The organism is Paenibacillus sp. NEAU-GSW1, from assembly GCF_009737085.1.
Classification (GTDB): domain Bacteria; phylum Bacillota; class Bacilli; order Paenibacillales; family Paenibacillaceae; genus Pristimantibacillus.
This window is the reverse complement of sequence record NZ_WOVL01000004.1, coordinates 81,091-97,946: the sequence shown is the minus strand read 5'-3', so window position 1 is coordinate 97,946 and position 16,856 is coordinate 81,091. Positions and strand designations below refer to the sequence as shown.

Below are 16,856 nucleotides of genomic sequence, written 5' to 3'. Positions count from 1 at the left end.
ATACGTTGGACCTAAGCTCTTTTTCAAGTAAGTTGGAATGAATTCTCAACTTTCTCTTTACGGTAGGGTGCGCCCATTGTATAATGTTAAAGTGGTATAGCTTCTCTACTATCTATTACTATGTTTACAAGTTTCTGCGACATGTTATTACATAGGGTTAAACATGGCAGCAGACATCATTTATACTAATTCTGCTCAACTCTGGGAAGGGGGTGAATCGGCAATGAGGGAATCGAGCAATACATTATCTAATCAACACTCTCAACAACCGAAGGTATTTAGAGGAGGAGAAAAAAAGGTTATGAAAAAAAGTTTATCTTTTCTCGTAGCAATTGCACTGGTTTTCTCGATGTTCACATCGGCAGCTTTTGCAGCTGACACGACTAAAACAACTGAACAAAAATACAACGAACTGGTGACAGCTGGCGTATTTAACGGCTTCCCAGACGGTCAAGCACACCTTGATCAAACAATGACTCGCGCAGAGGCTGCGAAAATTATCGCAATCCTGGCTGGTTACAAAGCAGGAGTTACTTCTCCTGACGCTGGTTTCACAGACGTAGTTGCTGGAAACTGGGCTAAGCCTTACATCGACTATGCTGCTAACCTGGGCATCATCCAAGGCGTAGGCAACGGCATTTTCGACTTCAACGCTCAAGTAACAATTCAAGAGCTGGCTAAACTGGCTGTTGAAGCACTGAAAGCGCTGAAAGTTAACGTTCCAGCTGGCGAAGCTGTAACTGGTACTGTTTCTGACTGGGCTAAAGATTATGTAGCAGCTGCAGTTAAAGCTGGTCTGATCCCTGCTCAAGCGGACTACACAGTTCCTGCTTCCCGTGAGTTGCTCGTAGTTGCTTCGTACTTCGCGTACTCCGCACTGCAACAACCAACTGAAATCAAAGTTGAATCCGTAAAAGCAATCAACAAGAAAACTGTTGTTGCGACATTCAACGTTGATGTAGACGCAGCTACTAAAGAAGACGCGTTCAAAGTTTACACTAAAGGCAACCAATACGCTCTGAACTATGTTGACAGCGTATCGGTATCCGGCAAAACGGTTACAGCTACTTTGGTTGATGACCTGAACGACGAAACTACTTATGTACTGGCTACTTCCGGCGTTAAAGCTGCAGGTCTTGAACTGACTTCCGCAGCTGCGACTAACGAGTTCACTTACGCTCCGCAAGCAGCAGCTAGCATCGCGTTCAAATCGACAACTGTAGCTGATGGCGACACTGTTCCAGTATTGGTTAAAGATGCTGCAGGCAATGACATTTCTGCTGACTTTGAAATTGGAGATTTTGATGTTGAATCTTCCGACGAAGGTGTAGTTGGCACCGATCTGAAGGCAGTTAATGATGACGATGCTGATGATGCTCCAGAATATGCCGTAGTAAATGTTAAATTGGTTGATACAAAACTTGAGACTGGCAACACGATCATTACTGTTCGTGAAACATTGCAACAACCAGCTTCGATTGGTGTTGTAACTCTGGAAAACAATTTCACTAAAAATGATCTTGAACTGAATAAAGGTGAGACTGATACTATCATCGCACAAGTTCTTGATAAAGATGGTGAAGATGTTGATGCTCCAGAAATTACTTTCACATCGCAAACACCAAAAGTAGTAAGTGTTGATGCTGAACTTCACACAATTAAAGGTATTAGCGTTGGTACTGCAACGATCCTTGTTAAAGCTGTTTACAATGGATCTACTATTTACAAAACTGTTACAGTGACAGTTAAAGAAGCTCCAAAATTGACTGCAATTAAAGTTACTGCTCCGGCATCCAAATTGGTTATCGATTCTGACATTCCTCAATATGTAGATGTTACATTGGTAGACCAATATGGAAATGATTATGCATCTGACGGTACTGATTCCTTTAACTACCAAATCAACAAAAATAATATTGCATTAGATGAAAATGAAGTAGCGATTCCTCAAAACACTGAATCCGCTGACGTTAATTTCGCTAATACTAAAGCAACTGCTTCTATTAAGTTGTTGCCTGGTACAGTAAAAGGTTCCGCTACATTTAAAGTGTCGGTAAATGGTACCTACACTAAATCAGTAACAGTATCTTTGGTTGAAAAAGGTGAGTTTGCTGGTTATGTAGCTGTTGCAAGCAAAACAGATCTGGATATCAATACGGCTGATGATGCTGAAGCAGATACTGCAAAAATCACAGTATACAAAAAAGACAAAAACGGTAACTACTATGCAGATGTAACTGCTGCAGCTGGCACTCTTGGCGTAGTTGAACTTGTTGAAGCTGAAGGTAATGCTTCTGGCGCTATCAACACGAATACTACAGATGAAGTTACAGCTCGTGCAATTGGTACCGAGAACGTAGTTGTTAAAGTAGATAGTGCAAAAGTTGCAACTCTTACTTTCAAAGTTAAGAATACAACTGCAGGGGAAGTAAACAAAGTTGTTCAATCGAAATCTACATTGACAGTAACTACTGCTGAAACTGATTTGTTCACAAAACTGTTTGGTGATGCGACTGATGGTAAAGGTGGAGCATTTGTTGCATACGATCAATATGGTACTCGTGTAGTAGTTGAAGAAGCTGACGTTGCAGAAATCAACTCTTCGAACAAAGCTATCGTTGATCAAGATACTCTTGACGTAGGTAAAGCTGGTTCTGTAACATTGACAATTGATGTTGCAGGCGCTATCTACACAATCACCGTTGTTGTTAAAGAAGCTTAATAGTTATTCTTCTTACTAACATACAACAATAGAAAAACCGTTCTTCTGGCTTCGGCCTGAAGAACGGTTTTTTTTATTTTGCCCAATCATTCATCCTTTATTCACATTCATTTTCTATAATTTGAATTAACTATAGTCGAGCAACATATAGAGCTTTACTAGCGTCTATATAGTTAACAATTCACAGGAGGAATGAATGTGAACTACAAATGGATGAAGATCGGTGTGGCAACGATCGCGACTTATGCCTTGTTATCTCAGGGGACAATCCCTTTGAAGCCGTTGAGCATTAATGTAGCGGAAGCTGCGGTTATTGCCAATAACAGCGTTAAGTTAACATCAAACGCAACGTTATCGGTTAAAGACGGACAGTTTCTTATGCAGGAGCAGGGAAAAGTATTTGCCTACACATTAACGATCAACAATAAAGGTTCGAAGGAAATTGACTTAACCGATTATATTATTAAGCTAAAAACGAAATCCGGTAAAACGTATACAACCGTTGTATCGGAAACTGACAAGAAAAAAACAAATGTAGCCGCATATTCGACTCAAACGATTACTTACTATGCGGTGGTAGACAAGACTACTAAATTGTCCGATTTGAAATTTTATATTACAAAGGTTGATTTTTCTGTTAAAGGATACATCCGAACGCTAGGTGCGATTACATTTGCTGCGGAAAGCACGGACAAAATTGAAGCCTATAAAGCGAAAGCGATGGCTTATAATAATGCGACTATTAGAGGGGCATTAAAGCAATATATCGTAACGAAAGATGACAGCTATATTTATGTAACGATGAATTTCTTGCTTGAAAATTCGAGCTTGCAAGCGGTCAATGTTTCCAACATGCATTTCTATGCACAGAATGACGCTTACGCGGTATATAATGTGGATTCGTCGACTCTGACTGACGTTACACTGCAACCGAAAGAAAGAAAAATCGTATCTTTAAGCACCAGATTGCCTTTAGCGATGGAAGGCAAGAAGTTTTCGTTAATTGCTGCCTCAACGAATGAAGCAACGGTTAAGACCGAAATTCCGGTCGGCGTATTCGATATGCCCAAAGCTATACCGGCAACTGCTGTTGCAAATGGAACAGCTAAGATGGTGTACTTGAACGGGATGCAGGTAAATACAACGTTAAAAGCAGTTTCAACGGAAGAGAATACTGACGAGGGAACTCAAACGATTGAGATGGATATGGTGCTTGAAAATATTGGCACCGCTTCTGTAACGGCTCCTGCACTAACTTATACGCTGGTAACATCAGCTGGCGTATCCTATCCGCTTTCTTATGCTAAATCGGAAGAAAGCCTGACGCTGCTTCCGAAAATTAAGAAAACGATCACGTTGACCGGCGAGGTGCCACTGTCGTTGAAGCTCGATACAACGAAGGTAGTCGTTAGGTCCGGCGTTAGCAATACATCGAAAGGATATGTCCTTTCCAGTTATAAAGCGAAACCAGCAGTACTTACCGGCGGTGCAATGAATTATACACATAGCGAGGGCTTTAATGTAACGTTCAAAAGCATCCAACGAATACCATTAGCCGACAAAGACGTGCTTGTAGCTGCATTGACGATTACGAACACGAGTACGGTTACGAAGAAATCGCCGAACCTAGGCGGCTATTTTGTACTGAACGGCGTGGAATTGAACACGGAAACTCAGCTTGTAACCTACGATACGAATTACTCGATAGCGCCGAAGGAAACCATTACGAAGTATGTTTACGTCGATGTACCATATTCGACTAATGTCAATACCGCTTCGATTATTTTGACGGAGCCTTCAACGACAGAGAATGGCGTTAGCAAGAAGCTGTATCAATTCGGCAATCAATCCATTAGCGCAATTCCTGCGCAATCGAGAGAATTCCCTTACAACGTAACGGGTGTGGGACGTAAAGCCAGCGTACAATTGCTGACAACCAGATTTTACGATAATGAGGCCTCTACTTATTTCTATACGGAATTCGTTATGACGAATAAAGAATCGCGTTATTCTGCTTTGGCGGAGCTCGGCGGTTATATCCAGGACGCGAATGGATTGGCAATTCCGATTACGGTCACAGAATTTACGGAAAAAGTAATGCCTGACGGAAGAGTGCTTATCGGGGCGTGGACTAAAGTTACGAGCCAATTTAAACGCGAGGGTTCGATTCTTGTGTTAGGTCAGGCGGTTAAGAAATCCTCTTCGACATCGTCAAGCGGCAGCTCGAATGCAAATGAAGTACTGATTAACCCGGTTTCTTATACGCTGACGAACGATGCCGGTTCAGCGGTTAAGTTGAACTTGCTTGAAATCCCTTTTGCAGGAAACGTGCTGAGTATGAGAGATTTCAAAACCTTTGTTACGTCGGATTCAGGTTCAGAAGTAGATGGCGTTCAACTGCAGTTGAGTTACGATCTGGAGAAGGACGACAAATACGACTATGTAGCCGGCGATCATCAAGTTATGATTGAGCTCGTCAATGTTGGAACATCTAATTTCAAATATTCCAAAACGTTCGCTTTTAAAGCAAGCGAAGGAAGCTCATTGACGGTGCTTGAGGAAGGCGTGAACAATTCTCTGTCTATGACATTTACGGACCCGACCATTCTAAATAAGATCCAAAACATGAGCAAATATGTCGTGAACGTTTATGATGTCTATGGCGGGGCGAAAATGCTAGTCGCAACTAAGCAATATACTTGGTTTTAATAGCAACATAATTTAATAAAATGAGAGGTTGAACGATTCGGATGCATGCGAGCCGAGGTTCAACCTCTCTTTTATTATGATAAAAAGACAAACTTCGACACAAATCTATTTTCCTGAAATGGTATATTCATTTTAGTCCTATTAGAATCGGTAAAATCTTCCGATATGGTTAATAGGAAGTAAGGACTAGTCGTTCTTGCTTAATTTCTAGAAGAGGGGAATACTAGAATGAAGATTTTTAAGTCGGCTTTATCGGCAATGCTCGTTACGGCGTTGTTCTTGTCGATTTCACAGGCTGCTTTTGCTGCTAGCAGCAGTCCGATTGGATTTGACGATGCAGGACAAGTAACGAAAGAAGTATCTGAAGGAACAGTTTTCGCAGAAGGAGTTCAATCCAAACCGCTTAATACCGATGCGAGCGTGCTTCAATTTGCATCCGGAATCAATGGAGCTGGGCAAGGATTGACAGCAACGAAAACGCAGACGCAGACGCAGTTTGTTGTCAACAAAAAGGCAACCGATGAGCAGGGACAGGATCACTATACATTGCAAGAGCAATATAAAGGACTTCCAATCTACGGAAGCTATATGCAAGTAAACTTAAATCAAAACAACGAAGTATATGCAGTACAAGATAAAACAGGGAATGTTTTAAATTTATCAAATCTCGATATCGCACCAAGTATCTCTGGAGAAGAAGCGATCGCTTCCTATCAAAAGCACTTGGGGGAGCAGCTTGGACAGGCTATTGAATTGCAAACAAAAATGAAAAAGATAGAGCTTCCAGCTCCATCATCCGAATTGCTTATTTACCCATTAGATAATAACGTTCAATTAGCATATAAAGTTAATCTTTCTTTTTTGAAGCCTGAACCAGGCAACTGGGTTGCGTACATCAATGCACATACAGGAGAAATCATTGCTCAGTACAATAGTATTCATAATGCTGATGTATATGAACAGTTTACTCCAACAACGGGTACAGGGATCGGGAATAACATGAAGAGTAAGCCGCTGAATATATCTACTAAAACTATTGGAGATGAACTATATTATTATTTAATTGATAAAACACATACCGGAGTTATCGAAACAGCTTGGTATGATTATGAGACAGATGATTATTACTATACAATTAGTCGCACAAGAAATTTTAATGGTAATGCAGAAGCAGTAGATGCACATTTTAACGCTGATGTAGTCTATGATTTTTATCTAAAAAATTATGGACGCGATAGTATTAACGGTAAAGGCATGGATGTATTATCTGCAGTCAATGAACCTATTCCGAATAATGCTTATTGGTATGGTTTAGAAGATGGAACCGGTTTTATGTTTTATGGTATTGGCACAGGTACCGAAACAGGCGGTATGAATTGCCTAGCCTGCGGTCTTGATATAGTGGCTCATGAGTTGACGCATGGCGTGACTCAAAATACTGCGAATTTGGAATACCAAAATCAATCAGGCGCATTAAATGAGTCGATGTCCGATATTATGGCTGCGGTTATTGATGGCAATTGGACTATTGCCGAAGATACAGGCAAAATAATTCGTGATATGGCCAATCCCGGAAGATTTGGCGATCCGGCACATATGGACGATTATTGGGATCTTCAGAATACCGAAGAGCAAGATTGGGGCGGCGTTCATATCAACAGCGGAATTCCGAATCATGCCGCTTACTTGCTGTCTAATAAGCTTGATAAAGCAGGTTTGAAAGGCAAAGAGCTTCTTGGCAAAATTGCTTATAGCGCGCTTTCATATTATTTAACACCGACTTCTAATTTTAGAGATGCTAGAAACAGCTTTTTGATTGCGGTGAGCAACTTGGATGGACTGAAGCCGGCTCAGATCGAAGCGGTAAGAAAAGCGGTGAATGAAGCTTGGGCTGAAGTCGGAATTAGTAACACAGGCGCTCAAACGATTTCAGATTTGTATGTTGCATCCAAAGACAGTGGTGAAGGAACAACTACAGCTACAGCTACATTAACATGGACTCCGGCAAGCGGCGCTAAATCCGTTGAGCTCCAACAATCTTCTGACAATATCAATTGGACAAAAACAACGGCACAAATTGATCCAACAGATTCTAGTGTATTATTGTCAGGAATAAACACGACTAAACCGGCATATTTCAGACTTTACGTTGTTGAGGGAACGAATGAAGGATACTCGAACGTTGCAGTAGTTTCGTTTGCTCAAGGGAAAATTGTTTCTTTCGCTTTAGATTCGAAATCGTATGATTCGGCAACTCTCAAATGGACGCTGTCGCAAAATCCGACATCGCTGGAAATTAAGCAATCTAAGGATGGTAAAACTTGGACAACCTCAACGCTGGAAGAAGCTTGGAACGTAAAAAGTTCTAAAGCTACAGTAATCGGGTTGGAATTGGGCAAGACCTATAAATTCAAATTAATTGTTACTCTCGAAGAGTTTCCATCGCCTGCGCTAGAGTCTAGTGTAATTAGCGTTCCGATTACGCCTATTCCTTTGACGGGCCTTCAAGCTACGGATACAGTGACTAGCAGTACAGCTAATATCGAGTGGTCGCCAGCTGTAGACGCAACAAGCATTGTCGTTCAACAGGCGGAAGGAGCGAGCAGTACTTGGAAGAACGCTATGACAAGCGAGGCAATAAATCCAATCACAGGAAACGCTGCATCAATCACTAACCTGCTGCCAGGAACGACGTATCGCTTCCGTCTGTCCGTGACAGGAGGACGTAATGCAGGTCTATCGAATGAAGTAAAGATGACGACAGCTATACAGGAAGTAAGTGAATTTAAGTTTGCATCAGCTACGGCAAATTCGATCACGCTTGAGTGGCCGGCTCTTGTAAGAGCAACTGCCGTAAAAGTGCAGATCTATGATGGTGTTGAATGGATAGATGCAAATACAGGCAAAATTGCTGCGAGCGCGAAAAAAGCGACCGTAACAAAGCTTCCGAATCCTAACACAAGCTATCAATTTAGACTTTTTGTTACAGGCGGAGGAAATGCCGGCCCATCCAATCCAGTAACAGCGAAGACATTGGGCATTCCGCTGACGACATTTAAGAACATCGGTAAAACTGCCGAAACGGCGCAATTTACATTCACGAATCCTGATAATGCCGAAGATGTTATTGTTCAGTATTCGACTGACGGCGGTAAGTTCTGGCACGATCACATCAATGCAGTGATCTCGGCTGGCGATAAACCAGGCACGAGTGTAGCTGCTGTAGATTGGCTCAGCCCCAATACGACGTATCAATTCCGTTTATCTGTAATTGGCGGTATGAATGAAGGCTATTCGAATGTTGTTAAAGTAGCGACTCCGCCAAAACCGTTGGGCAAACCTGAAGTAAATAATGACAGCATTAACGGCAACTCATTGGAAATAAATTGGACGCCCGCTGTTAACGCGAAGACAGTAACAGTCATGCAATCGACTAACGGGAAATCGTGGACGAAAGCGAAGACCGAACCGTTTGCAGTTACGGACGGCAGCGCTGTTGTGACAGGGCTTCTTCCAGATACGCCTTATCAATTCCGTTTGGTTGTCGTAAACGGCCAAAATCATGGCACATCGGAAACGTCAGACACGGTTAGCACGGCTTTCGAGATGGTTATTGGAGCCATTACGACCAATTCGATCGTATTAAATTGGCCAACCTTGCCGACGGCTCCAACGGGTAAATCTTATAAATTGATGCAGTCGAATGACCAGGGGAATACGTGGAACCCAGTAACATCCGTTAGAGTCACTCAAACATTGAAGACAGCTACGGTTAGAAGCCTGACAGCAAATACTTATTATAACTTTAAAATTGTTCTTATAGATAATGTTACACTGGAAGAAGAAAATGTTGTATTCGAGGCTGCAGGTACAACGCTTTCGATTCCTATTAAAAACATGGCGGTAGTCTCGAAGGCTAATACCACAATAGACTTGAAATGGACTGCAGCTATAGGGGCCAGTGAAGTTATTGTCGAAGTAATACCCGCAGATAGCGATTGGAGCAATATTGCTGATGTTATGACATATGACGTAATTGATCCTGCTGGGTATTCGATAAAGATTGACGGATTAATCCAAAATACGAACTATAAATTCCGATTGTTCGTTGTTGGCGGGCAGAACGATGGATACTCTAACATTGTTACAGCCAGAACCACAAACATTAAGTAAAAAAGAATAGAATAGTAGATTAACGCTCTCAAATCGGGTATCTTTAATGGAGATACCCGATTTTTTTTGCTAGAAAGGAGTTCTCATGAATAAGAAATGGATTGCTAGATTGGCATTAGGCGCGTTGCTAGTATTCGGAGGCTTTGGGATTGGTTATTTAAACGCCAATACTATTGAAGCGGACGGCGCTGCTGCTGTTCCGGGTTCGGTTGAAGATCCGGTCGTTACGAAAAGTTATGTCGATAAATTAGTCGCACAAGGCGGAGGCGGTGCCTCTGAGCAGGAAAGCAATAAACTGACAGTTGTCACTGTTCCGAACGCCAAGACATTGATTGCCGCAGAAGGCACAGAGGTCATTGTCCGCTCGGGGAAGGCAGTTGCCTATAGTCCGGATGCTAACGGTTTGGCGGATCTTACGGACGGCAAGGACGTTTTTAAAGGGGCTCCAATCCCAGCGAATCATCTGATCTTATTCCCTAGAGCCGGACGCGGCATTACGACCGACCCTGCGTTTACGAAGTCGTTAACCGTCCTGGTGCGCGGCAGCTATTCCATACAGTAGCAAGGGCGCGCGGCGCTGGAGGAAGTACTATATTTTGCCCATGCTGACAATAGGTTATACGGGTAAGGAATCGCGATGCGATGCACGATAAGGGCATGCTCTTACTTTCATTGGAGGTGTTCTTATTATGAGTCGTTCCAACAAAGTGGTTGTACCCGAATGTAAAGCAGCGTTGAATCAAATGAAATACGAAATTGCATCGGAGCTTGGCTTGTACGCTTCGAATGGCGATTTCGCAGGACATGATACGGAATTTGCCGGTGAATTGGGCGCAGTTGGCGGAAGCGCAGGCGGTCATCTCGATTGGGCGCATATGACATCCAGACAAACGGGCGCAGTCGGCGGCTCGATTACAAAAAGGCTCATTTCCCAAGCAGAATCAGTACTTCGCGGCTATTAAAAAAATCTGTCAAGGATTACTGTCCATTGACACAAACCGACATTTTCGGTATTATACTGTTCTAGAGAGTTGTCTAACAACCTTTTCCTTCGGGGAAAGGTTCATTTTTTGTGTAGAATATCTGCACTTATCTCATAATAAAGCTGTAAAGCTGTAGGAGGTTGATACGGATGTCGGTTGTTAAAGGTCGTCACTTGTTTACATCGGAATCGGTTACGGAAGGCCATCCCGATAAAATTTGTGACCAAATTTCGGATGCTGTCCTCGACGCATTCTTGGAAGCTGACCCTTATGCGCGCGTTGCGTGCGAAGTTTCGGTAGCAACAGGTCTTGTGCTTGTCATTGGTGAAATCAGCAGCCGTGCTGATTATGTCGATATTTCCGCAATTGCTCGCCGTACGATTAAAGAAATTGGCTACACGCGCGCGAAATACGGTTTTGACTCCACGACTTGCGCGGTTCTCACATCGCTCAACGAGCAATCCGCTGACATTGCGCAAGGCGTAAACGCAGCGCTTGAAACGCGCGAGGGCAAAGACGTTCAGCAAGAGAACGAAGATATCGGCGCAGGCGACCAAGGTTTGATGTTCGGCTTTGCAACGAACGAAACGCCTGAGCTTATGCCGTTGCCAATCGCTTTGTCGCACCGCATTGCTCGCCGCCTGTCTGAAGTTCGTAAGAACGATACGCTCGGTTACTTGCGTCCTGACGGCAAAACACAGGTTACAATCGAGTATGTAGACGGCAAGCCGGTTCGTGTTGATACGATCGTCGTATCGACTCAGCATGCTGAAGAAATTTCGCTCGAGCAAATCCAAAAGGACATCCTTGAGCATGTTATCAAGCCAGTTGTTCCTGTTGAATGGCTCGACGAGCAAACGAAATACTTTATCAACCCGACAGGCCGTTTCGTTATCGGCGGTCCTCAAGGCGACGCTGGTCTTACTGGCCGCAAAATCATCGTTGACACTTACGGCGGCTACGCTCGTCATGGCGGCGGCGCATTCTCCGGCAAGGATCCAACGAAGGTTGACCGTTCGGCAGCTTATGCAGCTCGTTATGTTGCGAAGAACATCGTTGCTGCGGGTCTCGCTGAAAAATGCGAAATCCAGTTGGCATACGCAATCGGCGTAGCACAACCGGTATCGATCAACGTAGACACTTACGGCACTGGCAAAGTGGCGGAAGAGAAGCTCGTTGAAGTGATCAAAAGCAACTTCGATCTTCGCCCGGCGGGCATTATCAAAATGCTCGATCTGCGTCGTCCGATCTACGGCAAAACGGCTGCTTACGGTCACTTCGGCCGTACAGATATCGACTTGCCTTGGGAACGCGTAGACAAAGCGGAGAAGCTGAAAGCTGACGCTTTGGCAACGGTTTAATTTTATACAGCGGGAGCACTGAATCGTAATGATTCAGTGCTCTTTTTGCATTTTTGGGGAATGATTCCATACAAATGTTGCATTGATCTACATTTTTCGAGCCATTCAACCGACAAATAAAGTACGAATGTATATTTTCGGGGAGTGAATGGAATGAGGCAATATCGTAAAAGGCTTAGCATTTTGTTGGCACTTGCACTGCTGCTGCAATTATCGCTGCCGCAATGGTTTGCGGGGAATCATCTTATAGCGGACGCGGCAACCGGCCCAACCGTAACGACTTTCAGCCCGACGGACAACAATACAGCCGTCGCAGTGGACGCGCCGCTGTCCTTCACGTTTAATGAAAGCGTTAAGAAAGGGACAGGCTCCGCCGCCATTCGCATTTACGAGTTCGAAACGCAAGAGTTGTTCGAGACTTATACGGTTGCGACCAATAACCGAGTTGCGATTGATTCATCCAATAAAAAAGTAACAATTACGCCTTCCAAAGCGTTTGCCGTAAATACGGACTATTATGTGCTTATCGATAGCGGCGCATTCGTGAGCACAGCTTCTGACACGGGCTTTGCCGGTCTTACGAACGCAAGCCAATGGAATTTTAGAACGGCTGTGGACACGCCGCCAAGCATTATATACACAAGTCCGGCAAATAACGAAACCGATGTGCCGATTTCGGCTCCGATTGTGCTGGCGTTTGACGAAGCGGTTGATAAAGGAAGCGGAAGTATTATTCTGGGCGGCCAAACAATCCCGGTGACATCCAGTCAAGTGACCGGAGAAGGTACGACTCAAATTGTGATTAAACCGACGACGCCGTTGACTCCCAACACACTATATACGGTAACTATAGATCCTGGCATGTTTGTTGATAAGACGAGCAATCCGTTAACTCAGCAGCTGACTTTTACGTTCCGTACAGGCCTTTCTCCGCTTAATGTAATAGGCGCGTTTACGCCAGGCACAGGCAGCTCTGCTGATATTACGACCAAGCTGACGCTAAACTTCGATCAGGAAGTGGCGGCCGCAAGCAACAAATATATCGAAATCCGCAGAATGAAAGACAACAGCGTATTTGAAACCATTCCGGCAAGTGGAAGCAAGGTTAGAATTACAGGCTCGAATGTCGTGATTACTCCGAATAAATTGGAGGCAAGCACCGGTTATTATGTGTTGATCAACCAAGGGGCCTTCTATCGTAAAGGGGATACCAACACGATCTATGAGGGTCTGACGAGCGCGACCTCGTGGTTTTTCTACACGAATGCCAATAGCGATACGACTGCGCCAACGATCGTTTCCTCCAAAATGAACCCGGTGCATAACAGCACTCTCTATACGTTGAATTCCAAGCTTGTTATGGCGTTCAACGAGCCTGTCTACCCAGGGATAGGGAACATCGAGATTCGCAATAAATCGAATAACGCATTGTTCAAATCGATTCCCGTCGCGTCGAATCGTGTGACTGGCGGCGGAACGGATACGATTACAATTGATCCGTACAGCTCATTAGACGGCGGATCGGTGACGCCTTTTGTAAACAATACCGAATACTATGTTGTCATAGCGGAAGGTGTATTCAACGACGAGGCCAACAATGCTTTCAAAGGAATTGCGGCAAAAGCATGGTCGTTTAAGGTTGCGCTAGACACGACGAAGCCGACGATAGTTTCGGTAAGTCCGGCAACGAATACGGAAGGCGTGCTGGCGAACGCGACATTCCGCGCAACGTTCAGCGAACCGATTAAAGTCGTAAGTGGCTCGACGGCTCAATTCGTACCGAGAAACCCGGCGACTGCCAGTCAAGTTGCCGGCGCTATTTCAGTCGATCCTGATAATGCTAACGTACTTATTATAAAACCAAACTCCAATCTGACATTGAACGCGTACTATTCGCTTCAGATGAGCAGCAATGCAGTAACCGATGTGGCGGGCAACCCGTTTATCGGCATTCTTAATGAATTCCAATGGGCATTTAGAACGATTGGCGTCGACACGACAGCGCCAGTGCATTCAAGCTCGATTCTGGATGACAACCAAATCATTATGACGTACAACGAACTGCTGAATGAAAATTCGATTCCGCCGCTGGCAAGCTTTTATGTTACGGTGGGTGGTATTTACAAAGCGGTTTCCGATGTAACGGTCAAAGAAAAAACGGTTACTTTGCAATTTGCTTCCGCTTTCCCGTCCGGTCAAGAAGTGAAGCTGTCCTATTCGAAAGGAAATTCGGGGGGCATTCAAGATGTGTCGGGCAATCAGGCTATTAGCATAGGCAATATTACCGTTAGCGCGGGGACTGCCGCCGCGCCGAAGCCGCAAAGCGGAACAGCTTCTGGCAGCACGGTTAGAATCACGTTCAATAAAAGCCTGCAGTCCGTCAGCAGCAGCGCGTATTCCCAGTTCAAAGTCACTGCGAACGGAACGGTTTATACGCCGACATCCGTTTCGGTTAGCGGAAGCACATTGACGCTGACGATTAGCAGCGTAATTTCGAACCAGACTTCTACTTATATTTCGTATACGCCGGGGTCGTATCCGTTGAAAGATGCGGCTGGCACAGCTGTAGCGGCGTTTACTAATTTTAAAATTTCCGGTGATACCGACGGCGATTTGCCTTTGCTGGTAAGCGCCTCGAACAATGGTGCCTCGATAACGCTTACGTATGATGAGTCATTGAATGAAGGTTCTGTGCCGCCGGTTAGCTCCTATAGCGTGCTGGTTAACAATTCGCTTCGGAGCGTAACGAAAGTATCGGTATCGGATTCTAATGTATATTTAACGTTAAGCACAGCTGTAGCGTCGAACGACAGCGTACGCGTAACCTATGTGGCTGGCTCTACAAAATTGATGGATGATGCAGGCAATGCCGCGGCATCGTTCAGCGCGGTGCCAGCCCCGTACAGCACGGGCTCTGGTTCAGGAACAACGGCTCCGAGTTTGAAAGGCGCGATTGTGAAAGGGATGACGTTGACGCTCACGTTCAGTGAAGCGTTGAAGTCCAGCTACGTGCCTAGCACGGCCTCATTCTACGTTCGCGGACAAAATTCATCGCTGCAAGTGTCTAAGGTAACAGTGAATGGCGCAGTCGTAACGCTGACATTGAATGCTTCGCCGAAAATCGGCGAGTCTGTTACGGTTTCTTATTTCGCTTCCGATACAGGGCTTCAAACGTCTAACGGCACGAAGATCGAAAACTTGAATAGTGTGACCGTGGCAAATCAGACAACGCTGATCGATACCTTATCCAGCGATTATGAGGAATCGGCTGGCGGCGGTATCGGCTTGAAAGTATCTGCGGCGTCGATTAGCTCGGCTGTTTCGCCTGCAGGCGTTTCTGCAAATAAGTATACTGTTTCCGGCGATAAAATAACGGCCGCCTATCAAGCGGCGCGTACAGCAGGACTCAGCAAGCTTCGCGTCTCCTTCAAAGTGCCGGCTACGGAGAACGCTGGCATTGTAGCGGTGCCGCTTGGCACCTTGCAAATGTCGGCGTATTACGGCAGCGATGTTGTTTTTGCCGTTGAGTACGGCAATTCGACTTACGAACTGCCTGTCAGCTCGCTAAATTACACGGAGCTGTCCCGTCTGTCGACAAGCGGTTCTACTTCCGCTGAACTGTTGATTGAAATCGATCAGGGAACCTCCTCGTTAACGAGTGCATTGACCTCGGCGATCAGCAAAGCGAAGGCTTCGTTAATCGCTGGTCCGGTCAATTTTGAATTGTCGGTTTCATCTGGCGGGTCAAAGGCTGCCGTTAAAAATCTCGGAACGTATGTAACACGCACGATCCAAACTTCGTTCTCCGTAGACCAGAAAACGGCTTCTGTCGTCTGGTATGACCCGTCTACGAGCGCGCTGTCCTATGTGCCGACGACGTTCTCGACGCAGAACGGCAAAACGGTTGCATCGTTTAAACGCCAAGGCAACAGCGCATACGCGCTCGTGTCGGGCGCCGTAAGCTTCTCGGACATCGGCAGCCATTGGGCAGGGACGACGATTCAAATTTTAGCGAAGAAGTATATTGTAGAAGGTCGTTCGGCCGGAAAATTTGAGCCGGAGAAGGCGATTACACGCGGTGAATTCGCAGCTTACATTGCCAAAGGCCTCGGCTTGAGCGGCAACAAATCAGCTGCGGCTAAATTTAGCGATGTCAACACGGGAACGGCGATGGCGGCTTACATTGGAGCGGCGTCGGAAGCGGGAATCGTGCAAGGCAATTCAGACGGCACGTTTAAGCCGAACAGTCCGATCACGCGTCAAGAGATGGCGGTCATGATGACGCGCGCTGCGAAGGCGGCTGGCGTGACCATCACGCTGCCGCAAACGACCTCGACGTATTTGAACGCTTTTACCGACCGCGGGAAAGTCGCTTCTTGGGCGAAGAACGACGTAGCTAAAGCGGTTTATACCGGCGTCATCACGGGTAAAACGACAACGACGTTCAGTCCGGCTACGAATGCGACCCGCGCTGAAGCGGTCGTTATGATCAAACGGTTGCTCGAATATGTCAAATTTCTAGATACGTAGCAGTTAGCAGAATCCCCAGAGTCCAAACCGGACCTGGGGATTTTTTTGCTATATCTCTAAAGGCCTGAGAGGCCGTTAGAGCACCTGGATTCTATCAATTCGAGCTACCTAAGGGCCTCCGAGTTCGTTACAACTCCGTATACCTACCCGCAACGGTGCCGAAACACAAAATTGTTAATCTCTAAAGGCCTGAGAGGCCGTTAGAGCACCTGGATTCTATCAATTCGAGCTACCTAAGGGCCTCCGAGTCCGTTACAACTCCGGTATACCTGCTACAACGGTGCCGAAACACAAGATAGTTAATCTCTAAAGGCCTGAGAGGCCGTTAGAGCACCTGAATTCTATCGATTCGAGCTACCTAAAGGCCTCTGAGTCCGT

General features: G+C 45.3%; 7 protein-coding genes. All 7 read left to right on the top strand.

Annotation, left to right across the window (positions count from 1 at the left end; translation table 11 throughout):
• Positions 1–163 precede the first annotated feature (163 nt).
• The gene (locus tag GOM71_RS03730) at positions 164–2,722 is read left to right on the top strand and encodes an Ig-like domain-containing protein (protein WP_156278409.1); all 2,559 of its coding nucleotides are present in this window, start codon (positions 164–166) and stop codon (positions 2,720–2,722) included.
• Positions 2,723–2,920: 198 nt separating this feature from the next.
• Positions 2,921–5,431 (top strand): DUF4352 domain-containing protein, encoded by a 2,511-nt coding sequence (locus GOM71_RS03725; protein ID WP_156278408.1) that lies wholly within the window; start codon positions 2,921–2,923, stop codon positions 5,429–5,431.
• A 228-nt stretch (positions 5,432–5,659) separates the two neighbouring features.
• The gene (locus tag GOM71_RS03720) at positions 5,660–9,604 is read left to right on the top strand and encodes a M4 family metallopeptidase (RefSeq protein WP_156278407.1); all 3,945 of its coding nucleotides are present in this window, start codon (positions 5,660–5,662) and stop codon (positions 9,602–9,604) included.
• 85 nt (positions 9,605–9,689) lie between these two features.
• The gene (locus GOM71_RS03715; protein WP_156278406.1) at positions 9,690–10,166 is read left to right on the top strand and encodes a hypothetical protein; all 477 of its coding nucleotides are present in this window, start codon (positions 9,690–9,692) and stop codon (positions 10,164–10,166) included.
• Between the two features lie 127 nt (positions 10,167–10,293).
• Complete coding sequence (locus GOM71_RS03710) at positions 10,294–10,566, top strand: alpha/beta-type small acid-soluble spore protein (protein WP_156278405.1); 273 nt, start codon at positions 10,294–10,296, stop codon at positions 10,564–10,566.
• A 170-nt stretch (positions 10,567–10,736) separates the two neighbouring features.
• Positions 10,737–11,948, top strand: coding sequence for a methionine adenosyltransferase (metK, locus tag GOM71_RS03705; RefSeq protein ID WP_156278404.1), 1,212 nt, complete (start codon positions 10,737–10,739; stop codon positions 11,946–11,948).
• A 153-nt stretch (positions 11,949–12,101) separates the two neighbouring features.
• Entirely contained in the window at positions 12,102–16,478 is a 4,377-nt protein-coding gene (locus GOM71_RS03700; protein WP_156278403.1) for an Ig-like domain-containing protein, read from the top strand.
• The last annotated feature ends 378 nt before the right edge of the window (positions 16,479–16,856 follow it).

Bases quoted from the DNA above. Each gene is read 5' to 3' on its own strand.
- GOM71_RS03730 (WP_156278409.1), top strand. From the start codon at position 164: ATGGCAGCAGACATCATTTATACTAATTCTGCTCAACTCTGGGAAGGG.
- GOM71_RS03720 (WP_156278407.1), top strand. From the start codon at position 5,660: ATGAAGATTTTTAAGTCGGCTTTATCGGCAATGCTCGTTACGGCGTTG.
- GOM71_RS03715 (WP_156278406.1), top strand. From the start codon at position 9,690: ATGAATAAGAAATGGATTGCTAGATTGGCATTAGGCGCGTTGCTAGTA.
- GOM71_RS03710 (WP_156278405.1), top strand. From the start codon at position 10,294: ATGAGTCGTTCCAACAAAGTGGTTGTACCCGAATGTAAAGCAGCGTTG.
- metK (WP_156278404.1), top strand. From the start codon at position 10,737: ATGTCGGTTGTTAAAGGTCGTCACTTGTTTACATCGGAATCGGTTACG.
- GOM71_RS03700 (WP_156278403.1), top strand. From the start codon at position 12,102: ATGAGGCAATATCGTAAAAGGCTTAGCATTTTGTTGGCACTTGCACTG.